Below are 18,362 nucleotides of genomic sequence, written 5' to 3'. Positions count from 1 at the left end.
ACTATGAATTACGGCACCACTGCACCAAACAGCGAATTAGCCCAGCTTGGATGGGCGTTTTCTCTGCTTTGCGTGCTGCCGGTGGTAGCGCTTGGCGCAATCGCATATCTGCGATACCGCCGCAGCCGCCTGCGGCCGGGGATGGCACTGCACTCCCTGGCCTATCGCGGTCTGGGTTTGGGGTTTGTGCTTGGTGCTTTCGTGGCGCTTCCGCTGCCCTTCGACATCACGATGATTGTCGCCTCCGCGCTCCTAGGCCTTGGCACCGCGTGGCTGGCCTGGAATGCGCGCGAAGGGCTATCGGGCGTTCTCATGTCCGTTGCTACGGCACTCGGCGGAATTTTGAGCGTTGTCGCAGGGCAATATTTGGTGGAGGCGCTATTTTCTGTGCGCCTCATCGCGGGTACGCCTATGGAAACGTTTGCATTGATGTGGGGCGTGTTCGGTTTTCCCGCTGCGGTATCAGCGGCGATTGCCGTTGCCACAAAGACGATGGCCCCAGCTGATGAACAGACGGTGTACGACAAACCGTCTGGCCACCAGCAAGGACCATCGTCTCCGCGCCGCAGCCGAGCTATGCAAACCCTATGCAAACAGAGTGTGCAATCGCCGCGCTAGCGCCCGGGTGCCGGAAGCTCTCGGTGCTTGACGCATCCGCGCTATAGGTCTTAGCGTTCGTAGCGCTCGGAGCTTTCGGCGCGGTACTCGCCGCGCTCGCCCCGGTCGGCACGGTACTCGCCGCGCTCGCTGCGCACATCTGCGCGCGGATCGCTTATGCGGGAACGCACGCCCGCGCCGCGGCGCAGCGCTTGACGGTCAGAGTTCACGGTACGCAGCAGGCCGGAAAGAGAGCTTTCAAACTCGCCGAGCTTGGAATCGACAAACTCATCGCACTCGGTGCGCAAACGATTCGACTCGGTGTGGGCGGTCTCCACAATGCGCTGCGCCTCATCGTTCGAGCGGCGGACCACCTCGGACTCAGAGACCAAGCGTTCCTGCTCCGCCTGGCCTGCGGCGACGCTGCGCTCGTATTCCTGATTGCCCTGCGCGATGGTGCGGTCCGCATCGGCACGCGCGCTTTCGATCATGGCGCTGGCATCGTCTTCCGCCTGGGCGACCATGGCGGTCGAGCGCTGCTGGGCGTCGGAAAGCATGGCGTCAGAGTCTTCCTGCGCACGCGCCATAATCTCGTCAGACTGCGCGTTTGCATCCGCGACAATCTGCGCAGCGCGTTCCTCCGCGCCAGCCAAGATTTCGTCCTGCTTATCTAGGACATCCTGCGCATCGTCCATTTCGACGGGCAGGGCGTTACGGAGGTCGTCGAGAAGCGCGAGCATCTCGTGGCGCGGGACCATGCAGTTGGCTGTCATGGGAACGGAGTAGGCCTGCTCCAGATTGCGAACAAGTTCATCTAGGGACTCAAATACGCGGTACATGCGCTCAGAGTAACCAAAGAAACTTTTTTCACACGTTTCCCACGCGGCACTTGCAATAAAAATCTAAAGTTCGACTTCAGGCTTTAAGCAGCGCTATACGACGCCCTGCGCCAACATCGCATCAGCCACCTTCTTAAAGCCCGCGATATTCGCGCCCGCGACATAATCGCCTTCCATGTCATACTCCCGCGCGGTGCGGTCGATGTTTTTGAAGATCTTCGACATGATTTCGTGCAATCGTTTGTCGGTGTAGTCAAAAGACCACGAATCGCGCGATGCATTTTGCTGCATCTCCAGCGCAGAGGTGGCCACGCCGCCGGCATTCGCGGCTTTGCCCGGCGCGAATTTAACCTGCGAGCCCACGAAGAAGTGCGTCGCTTCTGCAGTACACGGCATATTTGCTCCCTCGGCGACGTAGCGCACGCCATTTTCTGCCAGCAGCCGCGCGGCGTCGACGTCGAGCTCGTTTTGAGTAGCGCACGGCAACGCAACGTCGGCAGGCGTGGCCCAGATATTGCCGCCCTCGTCATATTTCACGCCTGCCTCCTGGGCATATACGCTAATGCGCTCGCGGCGAATCTCCTTGACATCTTTCAGCAGCTCGAAGTCAACGCCGTTTGGGGTTTCGACATACCCCGCGGAGTCAGACATCGCTACGACGGTGCCGCCCAACTGTTGGACCTTCTCGGCCGCGTAAATCGCCACGTTTCCGGAACCAGAGACAATGACCTTTGCTCCGCTAAAGGACTCGCCGTGGGCCTTCATCATCTCTGCGGTGAGATAGACCAAGCCGTAGCCGGTGGCCTCGGTGCGCACCAGGGAGCCGCCCCAGGACAGCCCCTTGCCTGTCAGCACGCCAGACTCGTGGCGGTTTTCCAGCCTGCGGAACTGGCCGAACAGGTAACCAATCTCGCGCCCGCCAACACCGATATCGCCTGCCGGAACATCCTGATATTCACCGATGTAGCGGTGCAATTCCGTCATAAAGGACTGACAAAAGCGCATGATTTCCGCATCCGACTTACCCTTCGGGTCGAAATCAGAACCGCCCTTACCGCCACCGATGGGCAGGCCGGTCAGCGAGTTTTTAAAAATCTGCTCAAAGCCCAAGAACTTGATGATGCCCAGGTTCACCGAAGGATGGAAACGCAGCCCGCCTTTGTACGGGCCCAGTGCGGAATTGAATTACACACGGAAACCGCGGTTGACGCAAACGTTTCCACGATCATCGGTCCAGGGAACGCGGAAGATGAGCTGGCGCTCGGGTTCGCATAGGCGCTCGACCAGGCCGTAGTCGGCGTAGTGCGGATCCTTGTTCAGGACAATCTTCAGCGAATCCAGTACCTCGGAGAGGGCTTGGTGAAACTCGGGCTCGCCGGCGTTTCGCTTTAAAAGCATGTCGTAGTAGTTGGAAATTTGCTTTTCGATGTGCATCTGGTGCGCCTTTCGCCGGCGAGGGTGCCGAATCGGTGGTTTACAGGACACCAAACAGTTTTCTATCGTGTGACCAAAAGTGCAAGTATCCGCGAGGTAAAACCGCCCACGAATTAGTGGCCACCTATACTTTTCGGCATGCATATCATCGTCGCACCGGACTCTTTCAAAGGGACAGCAAGCGCAATGCAGGCCGCGGCAGCCATCGCTGGCGGTCTGCGCGAGGCCCTTCCCGACGCCACCATCACCACCTGCCCCATGGCCGACGGCGGCGAAGGCACCTCCGAAATCCTCGCCACCGCCGCCAGCCTTTCCGGCGTCGAGGTGCAAACGATTACACTGCCCACTACCGACGCCCGCGGGCGGCTGACCGAAGCCAGCTACTTCCTGGCCGGCGAGCATGCGCTAATCGACGTCGCCTCCGCCACCGGGCTGCCCGCCGTCGCCAATGACCTCGACCCACTGCACTCGGATTCCTACGGCACCGGAGTGCTCATCGCGGACGCCGAAGCCCGCGGCGCTAAGCACATCGTTTTATGTCTTGGCGGCAGCGCGACCATCGACGGCGGAATGGGCATCCTCGCCGCACTTGGTGCTGCGGCACACGACGAGCGCGGCTACGCGCTACCCAAGGGCGGTGCTCCCCTCGTTCGCCTCGACAACATCGACACCGCCCAACTCAACATCAAGGCCGGTGCCCTTAACTACACCCTGCTCGCCGATACCCGAGCCGTGCCTATCCAGGCCGCTACCATATACGGCCCACAAAAAGGCGTCGAGGGAGAACACATCGCGCTGCTCGCGGGCGCTCTTCTTCGCCTCTGCGAAGTAACCGGCACCGACGAAAACGCCGAATCCTTTGGCGCCGCAGGCGGCATCCCCATCGCTTTGCGCTGGCTTTCGCAAACGCTCTGGGGAAGCGAAGAACACTTCGAAGTAGTCCCCGGCGGCGCGTATGTGGCAGAAAAAATCGGCCTGTCGGCGAAACTCGCCGAGGCAGACCTCGTTGTCACCGGCGAGGGCCGCTTTGATGAGCAATCCCTCACCGGCAAAGTTGTCGGTACCGTCGCCGAGCTAGCCGGCGAAACGCCAGTCGGCGTCATCGCAGGCTCCATCGCATCGCCGCTTCCCCACGGCGCCGTAGGAGTCGAGCTCGACAATGCGCAAGGCGCCGCGAAAGGCGACGTCGTGGAGCAATTGCGCGCCGCCGCCCACGCGCTGGCAGCTAAGGTTGCGCCTGTACAGACCACGGAAAAATAGCCGGCCGCTCGTGCGTGACCTCATCTTCCAAAAGCACGTGGTCCTTCGGCAACACCGCGTGCGGGGTGAGAAGTCGCGCGAGCACCATCGTCAGCTGGTTCACGGATCCCTTCACGCCGTCGACCTCAATGTTGTAGCGATAAACGTTGGCATCTTCTAGTTCGCGGTCGAAGTGCTCGTCGCGGTAGGTTTGGCGCAACTGCTCCTCCAAGCCGGCCGGCAAGGTGGGATTTTCCTCGCGGGTTACGCGGGCAGCGGCCAGCGTTTCATTTGCAACCAGCTTTTCGGTGGCGGTGCTAAAGACCTCCGCCACTCGCTCGGCCTGGGCATCCGGCACAAGAACATCAAACTGAATAATTGGCATGTAGGTAACCCTACCCTAACGAAAAGAAGATTAGCTATGGCAGATTCCACCAAAATCGCAAACCTCTTGAAAGACTGCCGCGTAGACCTTAGCTGGCAGCGCGAATTCTACGAGGACCTTCACGCTCACCCTGAGCTCTCCCACGAAGAAGAGCGCACCGCCGGTCGAATCCTTGAGCGCCTGCGCGCTTTCGACTGCGAGATTGTCCAGCCCATCGGCGGCTTCGGAGCTGTGGCCATCTTCCGCAACGGTCCCGGCCCCACCGCTCTTTTCCGCGCTGACTTCGACGGGCTGCCCGTGCAAGAGGAAACGGCAGTTGCATACGCCTCCCGCAACGGCAACATGCATGTTTGCGGCCACGACATGCACACTACAGCGCTGCTGGGAGCCTGCGCGCTTCTCGACGCCCACCGCGACGCCTGGTCCGGCACCTTCCTCGCTCTTTTCCAGCCAGCAGAAGAATCTTCCATGGGAGCAAAATATATGCTGGCCGATTCGCTTACTACCCGCGTCCCGAAACCCGACATCTGCCTCGGCCAACACGTTATGCCCGGCAAAGCAGGCGATGTTCTGTCCCGCCCCGGAGCAATCATGGCCGGTTGCGACTCCCTGCGCATCACCATTCACGGACGCTCGGCACATGCCTCGATGCCGCACGCAGCCGTTGACCCGACCTATATCGCCGCCATGGTCATCACGCGTTTGCAAGCCATCGTTGGACGCGAGGTGGCACCGCATGACTTCTTTGTCATTTCTGTAGGGGAGCTGCATTCAGGCGATAAAAACAACATCATTCCTGAGACCGCCGAGCTGGTGTTGAATACCCGTTATTACAAACCGGACGTCGCCAAGCGTGTGTATGCCTCCCTCGAGCGAATGGTGCGCGCGGAATGCGAAGCCTCCGGCGCCCCAAAGCCGCCAGAATTCGAGTACTTTGCTCACGGCGAAGTCACCGACAACGATCCTGGCGCCCACGAAACCGTGCGCGCAGTCTTCGACGCCGCCTTCGGCGCAGCCTCGGGTACTGCCGAACCTTCGACGGCCTCCGAGGACTTTTGTTACCTGCCCCAAGCTTGGGGTGTGCCGTATTATTTCTGGTTTATTGGCTCGACGCCCGCGGAACTGGCAGATAACCCACCCGTCAACCACCAAGCGACATTCCTACCCGATTATGAACCCACCGTGGCGTCGAGTACCCAAGCCGCCACAGCAGCGGTGCTGGCCTACCTCGCAAATTAAGCAAGCGCTTGCGCTCAAGGCCGGATAAGCTGGCACACGGTATTTTCCATTCTCTTAAAGAACCCGATAGGAAATAAATGAGCCAGCCCAAGCACTCTGCTTTTCAGTCCACTGTCCCCGCACACGTGCGCTCCGCTGCCGGGGTTAGCCCTTCTGCTGCCAGCCAGCGCAAATTCTGGTCCGGCTTATCTTCTGCTGTCGTAGCCGAAATCGCTGACAATTGGGAAGCCACCCGCGCTGCCTACTCTGCGACCCGCCAGCAGCACTACTTTTCCGCTGAGTTCCTACAAGGCCGCGCGCTGCTTAATAACCTCACCAATCTGGACTTGGTCGACGAAGCCAAGGCCGCAGCGAAGGCAGCCGGCCGCGAGCTTTCCGACGTCCTCGAGGCCGAGCACGACGCCGCCCTCGGCAATGGTGGCCTAGGCCGACTCGCTGCTTGCTTCCTCGATTCGGCGGTCACGCAGGACTACCCAGTCACCGGCTACGGCCTGCTCTACCGCTACGGCTTGTTCCGCCAATCCTTTGAAAATGGGCACCAAAAGGAGCAGCCTGACGCATGGATGGAAAACGGTTACGAGTTTGTCATTCGCCGTGCTTCCGATCAGCGTCGTGTGCACTTCGATGACATGGACGTCCGTGCGATTCCCTATGACATGCCTATTACCGGCTACGGCACCGACAACGTCGGCACCCTGCGCCTGTGGAAGTCCGAACCCATCGACGAATTTGACTACGATGCGTTCAACTCACAGCGGTTTACCGACGCCATCGTCGAGCGCGAGCGCGTCATGGACATCTGCCGAGTGCTCTACCCCAACGACACGACCTACGAGGGCAAGGTGCTGCGCGTGCGCCAGCAGTACTTCTTCGTTTCTGCTTCGCTGCAGCAGATGATCGATAACTACATCGCCCACCACGGCGACGACCTGCGCGGATTCGCGAAGTACAACTGCATCCAGCTCAACGACACACACCCGGTGCTGGCGATTCCAGAGCTTTTGCGCCTGCTTCTCGACGACCACGGCTTGTCCTGGGACGATGCCTGGCAGGTTGTCACAGAGACTTTTGCTTATACCAACCACACCGTTCTCGCCGAGGCGCTGGAGAGCTGGGAAGTGTCTATCTTCCAGAAGCTGTTTTGGCGCATCTGGCAGTTGGTGGAAGAAATCGACCGTCGTTTCCGGCTGGATATGGAAGCTCGAGGCGTCGATTCCCAGCGCATCGAGTACATGGCGCCGGTGTCCAACGGGCAGGTGCACATGGCGTGGATTGCCTGCTACGCGGCGTTTTCTATCAACGGCGTCGCCGCCCTGCATACGGAAATCATCAAGGCCGACACGCTCTGCGAGTGGCATGAATTGTGGCCGGAGAAATTCAACAACAAGACCAACGGTGTCACGCCTCGCCGGTGGCTGAAGATGTGTAACCCGCGCCTGGCGAAGCTTCTGACCAAGCAGTCCGGTTCTGATGAGTGGGTCACCGACCTTAACTCACTTGCCTCGCTTACCCAGCTTTCTGAGAACAAGAAGGTTCTGCGCAAGCTCATGGAGGTAAAGCACAAAAACAAAGTCGACTTCGCAGAGTGGATCATGCAGCATCACGGCGCGGAAGTCGACCCGGATTCTATCTTCGACGTGCAGATCAAGCGCCTGCACGAGTACAAGCGTCAGCTGTTGAATGCGCTTTATATCCTGGACTTGTATTTCCGTATCAAGGAAGACGGCGAGTCCGTGCCGAAGCGTACCTTCATCTTTGGTGCGAAGGCCGCCCCGGGCTATGTCCGTGCTAAGGAGATCATCAAGCTCATCAACTCCATCGCTGAGCTGGTCAACAACGACGAGGACACCCGCGATGTCATTCGCGTTGTGTTCGTGGAAAATTACAACGTCTCCCCTGCCGAGCACATCATCCCGGCCGCCGACATCTCGGAGCAGATTTCGGTGGCGGGTAAGGAAGCATCCGGCACCTCGAACATGAAGTTCATGATGAATGGCGCGCTCACCTTGGGAACGATGGACGGGGCAAACGTTGAAATCGTGGAGGCAGTCGGCGAGGACAACGCGTATATCTTCGGCGCTTCCAACGAGGAGTTGCCAGCGCTACGAGAGTCTTATAATCCTGGCGAGCTCTACGAATCCGTTTCGGGTTTGAAGCGTGTTCTGGATGCCCTCAACAATGGCACTTTAGGCCACGAGAACTCCGGTGTGTTCGGCGACTTGCGCTCCTCGCTTCTCGACGGCCAGGGTATCCACGCCCAAGACACCTACTACGTCCTCGGTGACTTCGACTCTTACCGGAAGACCCGCGACCGCATGGCGCAAGACTACGTCGACGCCCCACTCGACTGGGCCAAGAAAGCCTGGCTGAATATCTGCTTGTCCGGCCGCTTCTCCTCTGATCGTACGATTGCCGATTACGCCGCCGAAGTCTGGAAGCTCAACCCCACCCCAATTAATAAGTAACCACGACCAGTAGGCGCTAGGCATTTCACCTAGCGCCTTTTTCGGCTTTCCCCGCCCTACGCGGCCCCGCCACTCAACCGCTGCCACTCAATCGCCGCCACTCAACCGCCGCTACTGACACCCACGCCGTGCAACCCGTGACTCCGTTTGCACGAGCGTCCGGCAGGGGGCGGTCGGGCCAGCGTCGGCGTCTGCGGGATTGGCGGTGACGAGACTGCGAGACCGGGTCGCGGCGATAGAGCCGGCCCGGCGCAAACCTAGGGTGGCGGGCGGAGGTTGTGTTTTAGAAACAACGGCCTGCCGGTTTTGGGTGAAAGCCAGGCAAGATGGCCGTCGATAAGCGTGATGCGACCGCGATGCGCGGGCCCTAGTGGATCGTCCTGGTTGAGCCCGTTGTGATAGGCGCAAAGTGGCACCAAATTTTGTAGGTTGGTGTGCCCGCCGTGGTTCCACGCTTCGATGTGGTGGATTTGGCAGTCGTCGAAAGGCACGGAACATCCCGGCCACACGCACTCGCGGAACTTCGCTTTGAGTATGGCACGCTGTTTATCGTTTGCGATGCGCTGAGTTCGGAAAGCATCGACCGGCCCAGCCAGCGGATGCACGAGGACGGCCTCCCCATGCTGGGCCAGCGCGCGCTGAATATACTGCGCGCCAGAGACCACCGCGCCGTTGCTCAGCTCAATGGTGACCTCCTCACCCTCACCGTTTACGATGCGGTCGAGTTGGTCAAGGTAAACAATCGCCGAGGTCGACACTTTAACGGCCCCTCCGCTCGCCTTTCCGGCCACCAACGCGCGAAAACCCTCAAGGGCGCCGTCCGCATGCGAAATGATGGCGCGAAAGTCCTCGATGGTCATCGCCTTATCGGTGATACGGATTGCGCCCAGGCCGTTGGAGTACCGGGTATGCGATACCTGAGGCTGGGGCTGCGGCGGAGTGAGGATCTCGCGTAACCGAGCGCGCGCGAGTCCGTCCACGTTATTGGCTGGCGCGTGGCACAACTCGACTCTTAGGTCCCACGCGTGATGGCGGTTGCGCACCCGCGCGACATATTTTTCGATCCGGGCCAGCACGCTCAATCCATGACCACGGCGCCGCGCTCCGGCGAGCGCACGAGCCTGTTTGCGGGTATACGGCGTCTTGCCAAAATAAGGCTCGGCGAGGCGGATGAGGTGATCGGCGTCATCGGGGCTTGCGCCTAAAGCCATGATTTCAGACTTGCTTAACGCGGCCGCCTCGGCGAGAAGATCCACGCCGCGCGCCCGTGCTTGCAAATACGTCTGAAGGTTCATGCCTTTCACGCTAAAAGCACCCACGAACCGCCACAAGCATCAATTCTTCGTCTGTGGATAACTTCGCCAAAAGGGGACTAAAACGCGCTTTCCGATGACGCGGCCACAAAGTTATCCACAAAAAGAGGCCTCCCTGCGCAAAAGCAGCAAGGCCACAGCGCTGACGGGCCAGCACTTTTCGAGCGCCGGCGAAGCGCGCTCAAGGAGCTCGGTTAGCGGCTTCCACCCAACATGTGGCACTGAATCATGTTGGTGTTGCCCGCAATTCCCGGCGGGGTGCCAGCGATAACGACGATAAGGTCGCCTTCCTTGTAACTATCCATGGCCAGCAGCGAGCGGTCGATGGTAGCCATCATGTCGTCGGTGGAGTCCACGGCATCACTCAGGAAGGTCTGCGCACCCCAGGTCAGGGCCAGCTGCGAGCGCACCTCCGGGAACGGGGTAAACGCCAGCAGTGGCAGCTTGGAGTGCAAACGCGCCACGCGCTTTGCGGTATCGCCGGAGGTGGTGAAGGCAACGATTGCCTTCGCATTCAGGCGCTCCGCGATGTCGCGCGCTGAGTAGGACACCACGCCGCGCTTGGTGCGTGGAACGTGCGAAAGCGGCGGCACCTGGCCATCGGACTCGGCATTCTGCACGATACGAGACATGGTGCGCACGACGTTCTGCGGGTCGATGCCCACGGAGGTCTCGCCTGAGAGCATGACGGCGTCGGCGCCATCGAGCACGGCATTGGCCACATCCGATGCTTCCGCGCGGGTCGGGCGCAGGTTGCTGATCATGGAATCCAGCATCTGGGTTGCCACGATGACCGGCTTAGCGTTTTCACGCGCGATTTGGATGGCGCGCTTCTGGAACAGCGGCACCTGCTCGAGCGGTACCTCGACGCCCAGGTCACCACGGGCAATCATGATGGCGTCGAAAGCAAGGACGATGGACTCCAGAGCATCGACCGCCTCCGGCTTCTCCAGCTTCGCGATGACCGGCACGCGGCGGCCCTCTTCGTCCATGATGGCGTGGACCAAGTCGACGTCGGCTGGCGAGCGTACGAAGGACAGCGCGATCATATCGACGCCGAGCTGCAAAGCGAAGCGCAGGTCGGCGATGTCCTTTTCGGATAGAGCCGGCACGGAGATATCCATGCCGGGCAGGGAAACACCTTTGTTGTTGGATACGGGGCCACCTTCAGTGACCTCACAGACGACGTCGTTGCCATCTACTTCTTTACAGACCACGGCGACCTTGCCGTCGTCGATAAGCAGTCGGTCGCCGGCCTTCGCATCCTTCGCGAGGTTCTTGTAGGTGGTGGAAACGCGGTCGTGGGTGCCTTCGACGTCGTCGACGGTGATGCGAACGATTTCACCATCTGCCCACATCTCCTCGCCGTTGATGAAGCGACCCAGGCGGATTTTCGGCCCCTGCAGGTCGGCTAGGATGCCGACGGCGCGGCCAGTTTCATCGGTAGCCTCACGTACCCAGCGATAATTGGCTTCGTGGTCGGTGTGCTCGCCGTGGGACATGTTAAGGCGAGCGACGTCCATGCCCTCTTGCACGAGGCGCAGGATTCCGTCCTTGCTTGCCACAGCGGGACCTAAGGTACAAACGATTTTGGTTCTTCTATCCAACATTAAAAGCCCTATTCACATCGGGAATGCTAACGAAACCCAACCTACCCGCGTTCGCTGGCAACGGCCACTGCCAAAGCCAACATAAACCCGCAAATCCACAGAAAATCTCACCAAAAACCAGAAATGCCCGCATGAAAGCGGGCATGAATGGGCAACGTACGCTGCTTAGTGTGATTCCTGCGACTCATCGAGCGCTTTCGGCCCGTTACGCGCAGGATCTACCTCATCGGGAGTCTCCTGCCCGCGCGGAAGCTTGAAAAATACCACCAGCGCCACGATGAAAAGCACTACTGAAACAATGACGTTGATACGCAGGCCGAAGACCATCGTGGCCTCATCCGAGCGCATATTCTCAACGAAGAAACGGCCCAGCGTATACCCCGCCACATAGAGCGCAAACACGCGGCCGTGCCCCAGCTTCCACGCCTTTTGCGCCCACAGCAGGAACAAACACACGGCAACATTCCAGACCAGCTCGTAGAGGAAGGTCGGGTGCACGGACGTTATTACTTCCCCAGTTGAGCGGCCCGATACCGGCGCATACTCCCCTGCCTCGTTGATGCGGTAGTAAATATCCAGTGCCCACGGGACGTCGGTGGGCCGGCCGTAGAGCTCCTGGTTAAACCAGTTGCCGAGCCGCCCGATGGCTTGGGCAAGAATGAGGCCGGGAGCGACGGCGTCGGCAAACGGCGCCATGGGCACCTTTTTAATCTTGAACATCACCCAAATCGCGAACACACCGAGCGCCACCGCGCCCCAAATACCGAGGCCGCCGTTGGTGATTTTCAAGGCATCGGCCGGGTTACAGTCGGCACAGAAATACTTCTGGTGATCCGTAATCACGTGATACAAGCGCCCGCCGACGATGCCCGCCGGGATGATAACGATGGCCGCATCCCACACGACATCGGAATTGCCGCCACGCGCAACGTAGCGGCGCTGCGTCATCCACATCGCCACCAGAATGCCGACGATGATACAAAGTGCGTAAGCACGCAGCGGAAACGGACCTAAATGCCACACGCCCTGGGGCGGGGACGGGATGTTTGCCAGAATTTGCACGCTAGACAGTTTGCCTTATCCGGCTGGACAAAGCCACTAAAGAGACTTCCGCGAAGGGCACGCCGGGTGCTGGCCAGCAGCGACCAAGGAACGCGCCGCGGCGGCGGGGTCTTGGGCCGCCATGATGGCCTCTCCTACCAGCACCGCATCGGCGCCCTGAGAGGCATATCTCAACACGTTACGTGGCGAATTCACACCGCCGATTGCGATGCGCACGATGGATTCCGGCAGCCCCGGCACAATCTCGGAGAAGGCCTCGCGGTTGATGGCATCCGAGGCCACCGACCATGCGTTAATGGCCACCACGCTGCCACCGGCCTTGATGGCGCGGTCGACTTCATCACAGGTGCGCACCTCTAAAATTGCGGTCATTCCCAGCGATTCAATGCGATCGAGCAGCGCCTCCAACCGCGCTTGCTCCAAGATCTCCACCTGCAGCGGCACCGCATCCGCGCCATAGCAGCGCGCCTCGTGGATCTGGTACGGGTCCACGATGATGTCGCGGCAAATCATCGGGATATCGATCGCCGCGCGGGCCTGACGCATATCCTCCAAAGAACCGTGGAAGCGCCGCCTGTCGGTCTGGCAGGCCATCAGGTGGACCCCCGTGGCAGCTAGCTGCGCGGCCATCTGCGCCACCGACTCCGGTGAGGCCAGGTGTGCGATTTCGCCGGCATAAGGCACGGCGCGTTTGATTTCGGTAATCACGGAGCAGCCCTGGCGCAACAGCGCAGCACGGACGTCGCGTGGCTCGCTCATGGAACGCGAGCGCGCTTTGATGTCTTGGAAGGAGACGCGGGCTTCGCGCACGGCGACGTCGTCAAGCACACCTGCTATCAGGTGGTCTACGGCGATCGGAGTGGACATCAGCACCTCCCTCCACAGGGGCGTTTGAGATCACACTTAGGCTATCGCGATGGCCCGCGAAATAGAAATTCAGGGGCGTTTTACGTCCGTGGGGTCAATGTCGGCATCGAGCGCATCCCACATCACGCGACCGGAATCGGTGGTGGTCTCCAGTTCCTCGGCGATGCGTTCCTGGCGCGCGGCCGGGCTTTCGTACTTGGTCGAGCGGGGCTTGTCGACGCCCGGTTTGCGCACCAGCAGCATCGCCCCAAACAGCGCGCACGCTGCGCCGAAGATGGCAAGAATGGGGCCAGCCTTTGCGGCCTCGGTGATGATGACGGTGGCCCACTCCGAGATATGCGCACCGTTGACGGCATTCTCGTCGGAGGAGCCGGCGCGCAGGAGTTCTTGGGCGCGAGCGGCGTCGGCGCCGTAGGTCAGCAGGGAGACTGGACTCCACGCCACGGCGGCTGCGGCCAGCGCGCAAATGACGGCCACGATGCGGCGGGCGGTGCGACGCAGGGCCGCCACGGCGACGGAACCGGCCAAAAGCACAAGGGTCAGCGCGATTAGTTCGAGGGACCAGAAGGAACCCACCATGTCGACGGTGCTGGTTCCGGACTTATCGTCTTCTACGGCAGCGGTAGCCCACGTCATGCGGGATGAAAGCCACAGCAGGATTGCGCCTGCAGCAATTAAAAGTGGGCCAAGACGGCGTGCCATCTAAAATGCGCCTCCCAAAAGGTCATGAGAATCGAAACAAGTGCGGTCTCCGGTATGGCAGGCCGCGCCTTCTTGGCGAACTGTAATCAGGATGGTGTCGCCATCGCAATCCAGCCGCACCCCCAGTACTTCTTGGATATGCCCCGAGGTCTGGCCTTTTATCCAATAGTCTTGCCGGGAACGCGAATAATAGGTGCCCTTGCGCGTGGCCAAGGTGTGCGCGAGTGCGTGGTCATCCATCCATGCCAACATCAACACCTCACCTTGCTCGGACTGGGCGATGGCGGGAACCAGGCCGTCGGCGTTGCGCTTGAGCAGCTTAGCGACGCCCGGGTCTAGCTCGAAGTCTGCTGGGCTACTCACTTGCGTACCTCGTAGGAGGCCGCCGCGAGGGCATCCTTCACCTCGGCGATTTCCACCTCGCCGAAGTGGAAGATGGAGGCCGCGAGGACGGCGTCGGCGCCAGCCGCAATAGCCGGTGGGAAGTCGGCTGCCTTGCCCGCTCCACCGGAGGCGATGACGGGGATAGACACCGCAGCACGCACCTTCTCGATGAGCTCGACGTCGAAACCTGCCTTGGTGCCGTCGCCGTCCATGGAGTTCAGCAGAATCTCGCCGACGCCCAGCTCCGCGCCGCGGGCCGCCCATTCGATGGCGTCGAGTTCAGCAGAGCGCGTGCCGCCGTGGGTGGTGACCTCGAAGCCGGAAGGCATGTGTGGGGCTCTCCGGGCGTCGACGGATAAGACGATGCATTGGGAGCCGAAGACCTGGGCAAGCTCGCACAGCAGCTCTGGGCGGGAAATCGCCGCGGAGTTGACGGCTACTTTATCGGCGCCGGCGCGCAGCAGCTTTCGGGCGTCGTCGATGGAACGCACGCCGCCGCCCACGGTCAGTGGGATAAAGACCTGGTCTGCGGTACGTCGCACCACCTCGAGCATGGTGCCCCGGCCTTCTTTCGAGGCGCTGACGTCGAGGAAGGTCAGTTCATCGGCACCGAGTTGGTCGTAGCGGGCGGCCAACTCTACTGGGTCGCCGGCATCGCGCAGGTTTTCAAAGTTTATGCCCTTGACCACGCGGCCGTTGTCCACATCGAGGCAAGGGATAACACGCACAGCCAAGGCCATGGCATCCTCCTTTTAAGACTTTTGGCTGTGGCGGGCCACGATGTCGAGAATCGTGGCGTGCACTTGAGGGGTGCCGGCGACCAGACCGCGGGCGCCCGGAGCCCAGTCGTTGCCTTCGGGGTCGGTCGCGATGCCGCCAGCGGCCTTGATGAGCAGAGCGCCCGCAGCGTTGTCCCACGGATGCGGCGAGAAGTTCACCACGCCGTCGAAGACGCCCTGCGCCACGAAAGCCGAATCAACCCCCACGGAGCCGGTCATGCGTGGGCGCAGCCCGGTCTCGCGCAGCTCGTGGAAGATATCCGTGGGCAGGTGCGAAGAGCAGCCGACGTGCCCGCGGCCTTCGTCAAAACCGAGAGAATCCGCACCGCCGCCAAAGCCGGTGGCAGGTCCGCCAACCGAGCGCAGGCCCATGCCCTCGGCAGCCACCACGCGGCGCACGAGCAGCGGGAAGTCCGCCACCGCAACTACGGGGCGCGAGTCATGGATGAGGCTGACCAGAACGCCACACAGCGGGTTGCCCGCGGAATAGTTCGCGGTGCCGTCGATGGGATCGACCACCCACATGGTCTCCTCGGACGCAAACACGCCGGAGGGCGAGGCAGACTCCTCGCCATAAACCGGAATGCCTGTGAGCTGGGTGAGCTGCTGGCGCAGCTGCGCCTCGATCTGCAGGTCCACTTCCGTGGCAAAATCGCCCTCGCCCTTGAAATGGGCAGGCGGCGCGCCGAGGCCGGCGCGGAATAGTTCGCTTACTTGGTCAACGGCCGCCTCGGCAAAAGCCACGAGCTCACGCGGTTGAGTCATGAATTGGCGCTCCTCGCTTTAATAAGTGTCAATGGGGTCGATGTAATCTTCTTCCGGCAGCGGCTCTACCTCCGCCACCGCCGCGATTGCTTCTTCGAGGCTAAAACGCTGCTCATAGAGCGCTTTCCCGACAATCGCGGAATCGATGCCCTCGTTTTCATACAGCGCCAGCTCGCGAAGATCGTCCAGGCTAGAGATGCCGCCCGAGGCCGTAATCTTAGCCTCAGTAGCCGCAGCAACCTCACGCAACAGCTCCACGTTGGGCCCTTCGAGGGTGCCGTCTTTGGTGACGTCGGTGACCACGAAGCGCTGGCAGCCTGCCGCATCGAGACGCTCGAGTACCTCCCAGAGGTCTCCGCCATCCGATACCCAGCCGTTGCCGCGGCAGCGCCACTCGCCTTCTTCTAGCTGCACCGCCAAGTCCACGGCAATTTTGTCGCCGTGCTTTTCCAGCATTTCCTCGACCCACTCCGGATTCTCCAGCGCCGCGGTGCCGATGTTGACCCGCCGCGCGCCGGTGGCAAGCGCACGCTCCAAAGACTCATCGTCGCGAATTCCGCCGCTCAGTTCCACCTGCATCAAAAGCTCCGCGGTGATCTCCGCCATCAGCGCGTGATTGGAACCGCGGCCAAAAGCCGCATCGAGGTCGACAAAGTGCAGCCATAAAGCCCCCTGCTCCTGCCACTTGAGCGCAGCCTCGCGCGGGGTGCCATAGTTCTTTTCGGTTCCGGCCGCGCCTTGGTCGAGTCGCACAGCCTGGCCGTCAACGACGTCGACGGCCGGCAACAAAGTAAAGGTCATGGTTTCAAATCCTACTTAAAGCGTATTAATCCAGTTGCGCAACAACTGCGTCCCTACCTCGCCGGACTTCTCCGGGTGGAACTGGGTGGCCCACAGCGCGCCATTTTCCACGGCCGCCACGAAACGGTCCCCGCCGTGCTCAGCCCAGGCCACCCGCGGCGGCTCGGTGATTTCGGTTTCCAGCTCCCAGCGGCGGGCCGCATAGGAGTGCACGAAATAGAAGCGCTCTTCCGGGGAAATCCCCGCGAACATCGCCGAGTCTGCAGCAAATTCCACGGTATTCCAGCCCATATGCGGAAGCACGTCAGCCTGCAGCTTTTCCACCCGGCCAGGCCACTCCCCGCAACCATCGGTGGCAATGCCGTGCTCGAAGCCGGCGTCGAAAAGCACTTGCATACCCACGCAGATCCCCAACACCGGCCTGCCACCGGCCAAACGCTGGCCGATGATCCGCGGGCCCTGGGCCTTTTTCAGCCCCTCCATGCACGCGGCGAAGGCGCCGACTCCGGGGACCACGAGGCCGTCGGCAGCTACGGCCACCTGGGGATCCGCAGTGACGGTGACCTGCGCGCCTGCGTGTTCAAGCGCGCGCTGCGCCGAACGCAGATTGCCGGCACCATAGTCCAGCACAACAACATTCTTGCCTGTCATGGGCTATACCTTACGCAACCTTCGCAAACGGGTCTTAATATCGTGTGTCTCGCTAACGCGGGTACGTCCCAGCAGCGTATCGCTGACGGTCAGCAACAGCCCGCCCGCGATAATCGCAGCGCCCGCACCAAACGCGCCGCTATAGCCGGTGCTGGCGACCAACGCGCCCAGCACCGTGGAGCCCAAGCCGGTGCCTGCGTCGTAGAAAATATTCCACACCGCAGAGGCCTCGGAAATCTTTTCGCGAGGCGCGCGGTCGAACATCGCCAGCAGTGCCTCGTTCTGCGCGATGCCAAAGGCACCGCCGAAAATTACGGCGCCACAAACCAGCAGCCACAGCGACCACCCTTGCGCGAGCGTGAAGGCAATCAACGCCACGCCACCGGCGGCCGCGAGCTGGGCCGGGATATACAAAGTGCCGGGTTTGCCAAGGCGGTCTGCCACCGTGCCTGCGAAGTAACGCATCACCATCGTCGCAGCACCCACTAAGGAAAGCAGCAGGCCGCCGACGGCCGCGCCGGTGGCTGGGTCCAGTTCTCGCGCCGCGGGGGCGATGAACGTGGAGACCACGCCGTAGCTCATAGAGAAGGTGGTAAGAGCTAGGGCCGGCACGGCGAAGAGTTTCCACATCGGCGCGACGGCTCCGGTCTCACGATTCGCCACGCTTGACGACGCCGCCTTTAGCGATGGCACACGCAAACACATCACGAAGCCAATGATGCCGATGATGCCAGCGGTGATGTACGCGGTTTCAAAGCCCCAAGCCTGCCCCATCGCAATGCCGGCCGGCAAGAAGACCATCTGGGCGAATCCGACAAAGACGCCGATCATGCCGGTGGCCTTGCCCAGCAGCCGCGAGGGGGCGATTTCTGCGATCAGCGCGCTTTCCGAAACTGTCAACGCGCCGAAGCCAATCCCGCGCAGGGCGGAAAAGGCAAGCACGACAACGGCGGCGTTACCAAGCAAGTGGCCGAAGGCCGGAACGCCGAGCAGCAGCGCGGCCGCCGCCATGACGGGACGGTAGCCAAAGGTACGCAACATGCGCGGGGTCAAAGTCTGGGTGATAACCGTGGCAGCCATGAAAGCGCCGGTCGAGGCGCCTGCCAGGGTTGCCGAGCCGCCCGAGTCAAGCACCGCCAGCGGGACCACCGGCAGCAGAATGGACCACGCACCAAAGGCCGCCGCAACGGCAATCATCGTGGCGGTATAGCCCGGGACCTTCCAGATGGA

17 protein-coding genes and 1 pseudogene are annotated in these 18,362 nt (G+C 61.3%); 4 read left to right on the top strand and 14 right to left on the bottom strand.

The features are described 5' to 3' along the window. The first annotated feature begins 3 nt into the window (after nt 1-3). Complete coding sequence (locus HMPREF3158_RS02265; protein ID WP_070433276.1) at nt 4-618, top strand: hypothetical protein; 615 nt, start codon at nt 4-6, stop codon at nt 616-618. Between the two features lie 50 nt (nt 619-668). On the opposite strand, the gene HMPREF3158_RS02260 is transcribed toward HMPREF3158_RS02265, so the two are convergent. Continuing rightward, the gene (locus HMPREF3158_RS02260) at nt 669-1,436 is read right to left on the bottom strand and encodes a DivIVA domain-containing protein (RefSeq protein ID WP_141740978.1); all 768 of its coding nucleotides are present in this window, start codon (nt 1,434-1,436) and stop codon (nt 669-671) included. A 93-nt stretch (nt 1,437-1,529) separates the two neighbouring features. Continuing rightward, nucleotides 1,530-2,870, bottom strand: a pseudogene (gdhA, locus tag HMPREF3158_RS02255) (NADP-specific glutamate dehydrogenase). Between the two features lie 138 nt (nt 2,871-3,008). Here gdhA and HMPREF3158_RS02250 point away from each other — a divergent pair. Then, nucleotides 3,009-4,130: a glycerate kinase gene (locus HMPREF3158_RS02250; protein ID WP_070497178.1), complete on the top strand. Its 1,122-nt coding sequence runs from the start codon at nt 3,009-3,011 to the stop codon at nt 4,128-4,130. Here the strand turns inward: HMPREF3158_RS02250 and HMPREF3158_RS02245 are convergent. Further along, nucleotides 4,096-4,494: a hypothetical protein gene (locus HMPREF3158_RS02245; RefSeq protein WP_070497177.1), complete on the bottom strand. Its 399-nt coding sequence runs from the start codon at nt 4,492-4,494 to the stop codon at nt 4,096-4,098. The two genes, HMPREF3158_RS02250 and HMPREF3158_RS02245, sit on opposite strands and share 35 nt — an antisense overlap. Before the next feature lie 36 nt (nt 4,495-4,530). On the opposite strand from HMPREF3158_RS02245, the gene HMPREF3158_RS02240 reads away from it, so the two are divergent. Both HMPREF3158_RS02240 and HMPREF3158_RS02235 read left to right on the top strand, forming a co-directional pair. After that, nucleotides 4,531-5,733, top strand: a complete 1,203-nt coding sequence (locus tag HMPREF3158_RS02240; RefSeq protein WP_070497176.1) for an amidohydrolase — start codon at nt 4,531-4,533, stop codon at nt 5,731-5,733. Between the two features lie 77 nt (nt 5,734-5,810). After that, nucleotides 5,811-8,198: a glycogen/starch/alpha-glucan phosphorylase gene (locus HMPREF3158_RS02235; protein WP_062038339.1), complete on the top strand. Its 2,388-nt coding sequence runs from the start codon at nt 5,811-5,813 to the stop codon at nt 8,196-8,198. A 257-nt stretch (nt 8,199-8,455) separates the two neighbouring features. Here HMPREF3158_RS02235 and HMPREF3158_RS02230 read toward each other — a convergent pair whose 3' ends face one another. The 11 genes from HMPREF3158_RS02230 to HMPREF3158_RS02180 form a co-directional block, all read right to left on the bottom strand. Beyond that, on the bottom strand, nt 8,456-9,493 hold the full coding sequence (locus tag HMPREF3158_RS02230) for an HNH endonuclease signature motif containing protein (protein ID WP_141740977.1): 1,038 nt from the start codon (nt 9,491-9,493) through the stop codon (nt 8,456-8,458). A 212-nt stretch (nt 9,494-9,705) separates the two neighbouring features. After that, on the bottom strand, nt 9,706-11,118 hold the full coding sequence (gene pyk / locus HMPREF3158_RS02225; RefSeq protein ID WP_062039444.1) for a pyruvate kinase: 1,413 nt from the start codon (nt 11,116-11,118) through the stop codon (nt 9,706-9,708). 168 nt (nt 11,119-11,286) lie between these two features. Then, complete coding sequence (lgt, locus tag HMPREF3158_RS02220; protein ID WP_062038333.1) at nt 11,287-12,183, bottom strand: prolipoprotein diacylglyceryl transferase; 897 nt, start codon at nt 12,181-12,183, stop codon at nt 11,287-11,289. Nucleotides 12,184-12,219: 36 nt separating this feature from the next. Beyond that, complete coding sequence (locus HMPREF3158_RS02215) at nt 12,220-13,050, bottom strand: indole-3-glycerol phosphate synthase TrpC (protein WP_070497174.1); 831 nt, start codon at nt 13,048-13,050, stop codon at nt 12,220-12,222. Nucleotides 13,051-13,119: 69 nt separating this feature from the next. Continuing rightward, nucleotides 13,120-13,752 (bottom strand): TIGR02234 family membrane protein, encoded by a 633-nt coding sequence (locus HMPREF3158_RS02210; RefSeq protein WP_070497170.1) that lies wholly within the window; start codon nt 13,750-13,752, stop codon nt 13,120-13,122. Beyond that, complete coding sequence (gene hisI / locus HMPREF3158_RS02205) at nt 13,753-14,115, bottom strand: phosphoribosyl-AMP cyclohydrolase (RefSeq protein ID WP_070497168.1); 363 nt, start codon at nt 14,113-14,115, stop codon at nt 13,753-13,755. It lies immediately after the preceding gene. Then, entirely contained in the window at nt 14,112-14,876 is a 765-nt protein-coding gene (gene hisF, locus HMPREF3158_RS02200; protein WP_070497165.1) for an imidazole glycerol phosphate synthase subunit HisF, read from the bottom strand. The genes hisI and hisF overlap by 4 nt, the downstream gene beginning before the upstream one ends. Before the next feature lie 12 nt (nt 14,877-14,888). Further along, the gene (locus HMPREF3158_RS02195) at nt 14,889-15,680 is read right to left on the bottom strand and encodes an inositol monophosphatase family protein (protein ID WP_070497163.1); all 792 of its coding nucleotides are present in this window, start codon (nt 15,678-15,680) and stop codon (nt 14,889-14,891) included. Nucleotides 15,681-15,698: 18 nt separating this feature from the next. After that, nucleotides 15,699-16,481, bottom strand: a complete 783-nt coding sequence (priA, locus tag HMPREF3158_RS02190; RefSeq protein WP_070497161.1) for a bifunctional 1-(5-phosphoribosyl)-5-((5-phosphoribosylamino)methylideneamino)imidazole-4-carboxamide isomerase/phosphoribosylanthranilate isomerase PriA — start codon at nt 16,479-16,481, stop codon at nt 15,699-15,701. 15 nt (nt 16,482-16,496) lie between these two features. After that, nucleotides 16,497-17,132: an imidazole glycerol phosphate synthase subunit HisH gene (gene hisH, locus HMPREF3158_RS02185; RefSeq protein ID WP_070497159.1), complete on the bottom strand. Its 636-nt coding sequence runs from the start codon at nt 17,130-17,132 to the stop codon at nt 16,497-16,499. Nucleotides 17,133-17,135: 3 nt separating this feature from the next. After that, a complete protein-coding gene (locus tag HMPREF3158_RS02180) occupies nt 17,136-18,329 on the bottom strand; it encodes an MFS transporter (RefSeq protein WP_210386619.1) in 1,194 nt (397 codons plus the stop codon). Nucleotides 18,330-18,362: the final 33 nt, after the last annotated feature.

It is taken from the genome of Corynebacterium sp. HMSC06G04 (genome assembly GCF_001807365.1).
GTDB classification, from domain to species: Bacteria; Actinomycetota; Actinomycetes; order Mycobacteriales; family Mycobacteriaceae; genus Corynebacterium; species Corynebacterium simulans.
The sequence above is the reverse complement of the archived record's forward strand: the minus strand, read 5'-3'. Positions and strand labels throughout refer to the sequence as shown.

Excerpts from the sequence above, each read along its gene's own strand:
- HMPREF3158_RS02265 (WP_070433276.1), top strand. The coding sequence starts at position 4 with ATGAATTACGGCACCACTGCACCAAACAGCGAATTAGCCCAGCTTGGA.
- HMPREF3158_RS02260 (WP_141740978.1), bottom strand. The coding sequence starts at position 1,436 with ATGTACCGCGTATTTGAGTCCCTAGATGAACTTGTTCGCAATCTGGAG.
- HMPREF3158_RS02250 (WP_070497178.1), top strand. The coding sequence starts at position 3,009 with ATGCATATCATCGTCGCACCGGACTCTTTCAAAGGGACAGCAAGCGCA.
- HMPREF3158_RS02245 (WP_070497177.1), bottom strand. The coding sequence starts at position 4,494 with ATGCCAATTATTCAGTTTGATGTTCTTGTGCCGGATGCCCAGGCCGAG.
- HMPREF3158_RS02240 (WP_070497176.1), top strand. The coding sequence starts at position 4,531 with ATGGCAGATTCCACCAAAATCGCAAACCTCTTGAAAGACTGCCGCGTA.
- HMPREF3158_RS02235 (WP_062038339.1), top strand. The coding sequence starts at position 5,811 with ATGAGCCAGCCCAAGCACTCTGCTTTTCAGTCCACTGTCCCCGCACAC.
- HMPREF3158_RS02230 (WP_141740977.1), bottom strand. The coding sequence starts at position 9,493 with ATGAACCTTCAGACGTATTTGCAAGCACGGGCGCGCGGCGTGGATCTT.
- HMPREF3158_RS02215 (WP_070497174.1), bottom strand. The coding sequence starts at position 13,050 with ATGTCCACTCCGATCGCCGTAGACCACCTGATAGCAGGTGTGCTTGAC.
- HMPREF3158_RS02210 (WP_070497170.1), bottom strand. The coding sequence starts at position 13,752 with ATGGCACGCCGTCTTGGCCCACTTTTAATTGCTGCAGGCGCAATCCTG.
- hisF (WP_070497165.1), bottom strand. The coding sequence starts at position 14,876 with ATGGCCTTGGCTGTGCGTGTTATCCCTTGCCTCGATGTGGACAACGGC.
- HMPREF3158_RS02195 (WP_070497163.1), bottom strand. The coding sequence starts at position 15,680 with ATGACTCAACCGCGTGAGCTCGTGGCTTTTGCCGAGGCGGCCGTTGAC.
- priA (WP_070497161.1), bottom strand. The coding sequence starts at position 16,481 with ATGACCTTTACTTTGTTGCCGGCCGTCGACGTCGTTGACGGCCAGGCT.
- hisH (WP_070497159.1), bottom strand. The coding sequence starts at position 17,132 with ATGACAGGCAAGAATGTTGTTGTGCTGGACTATGGTGCCGGCAATCTG.
- HMPREF3158_RS02180 (WP_210386619.1), bottom strand. The coding sequence starts at position 18,329 with ATGATTGCCGTTGCGGCGGCCTTTGGTGCGTGGTCCATTCTGCTGCCG.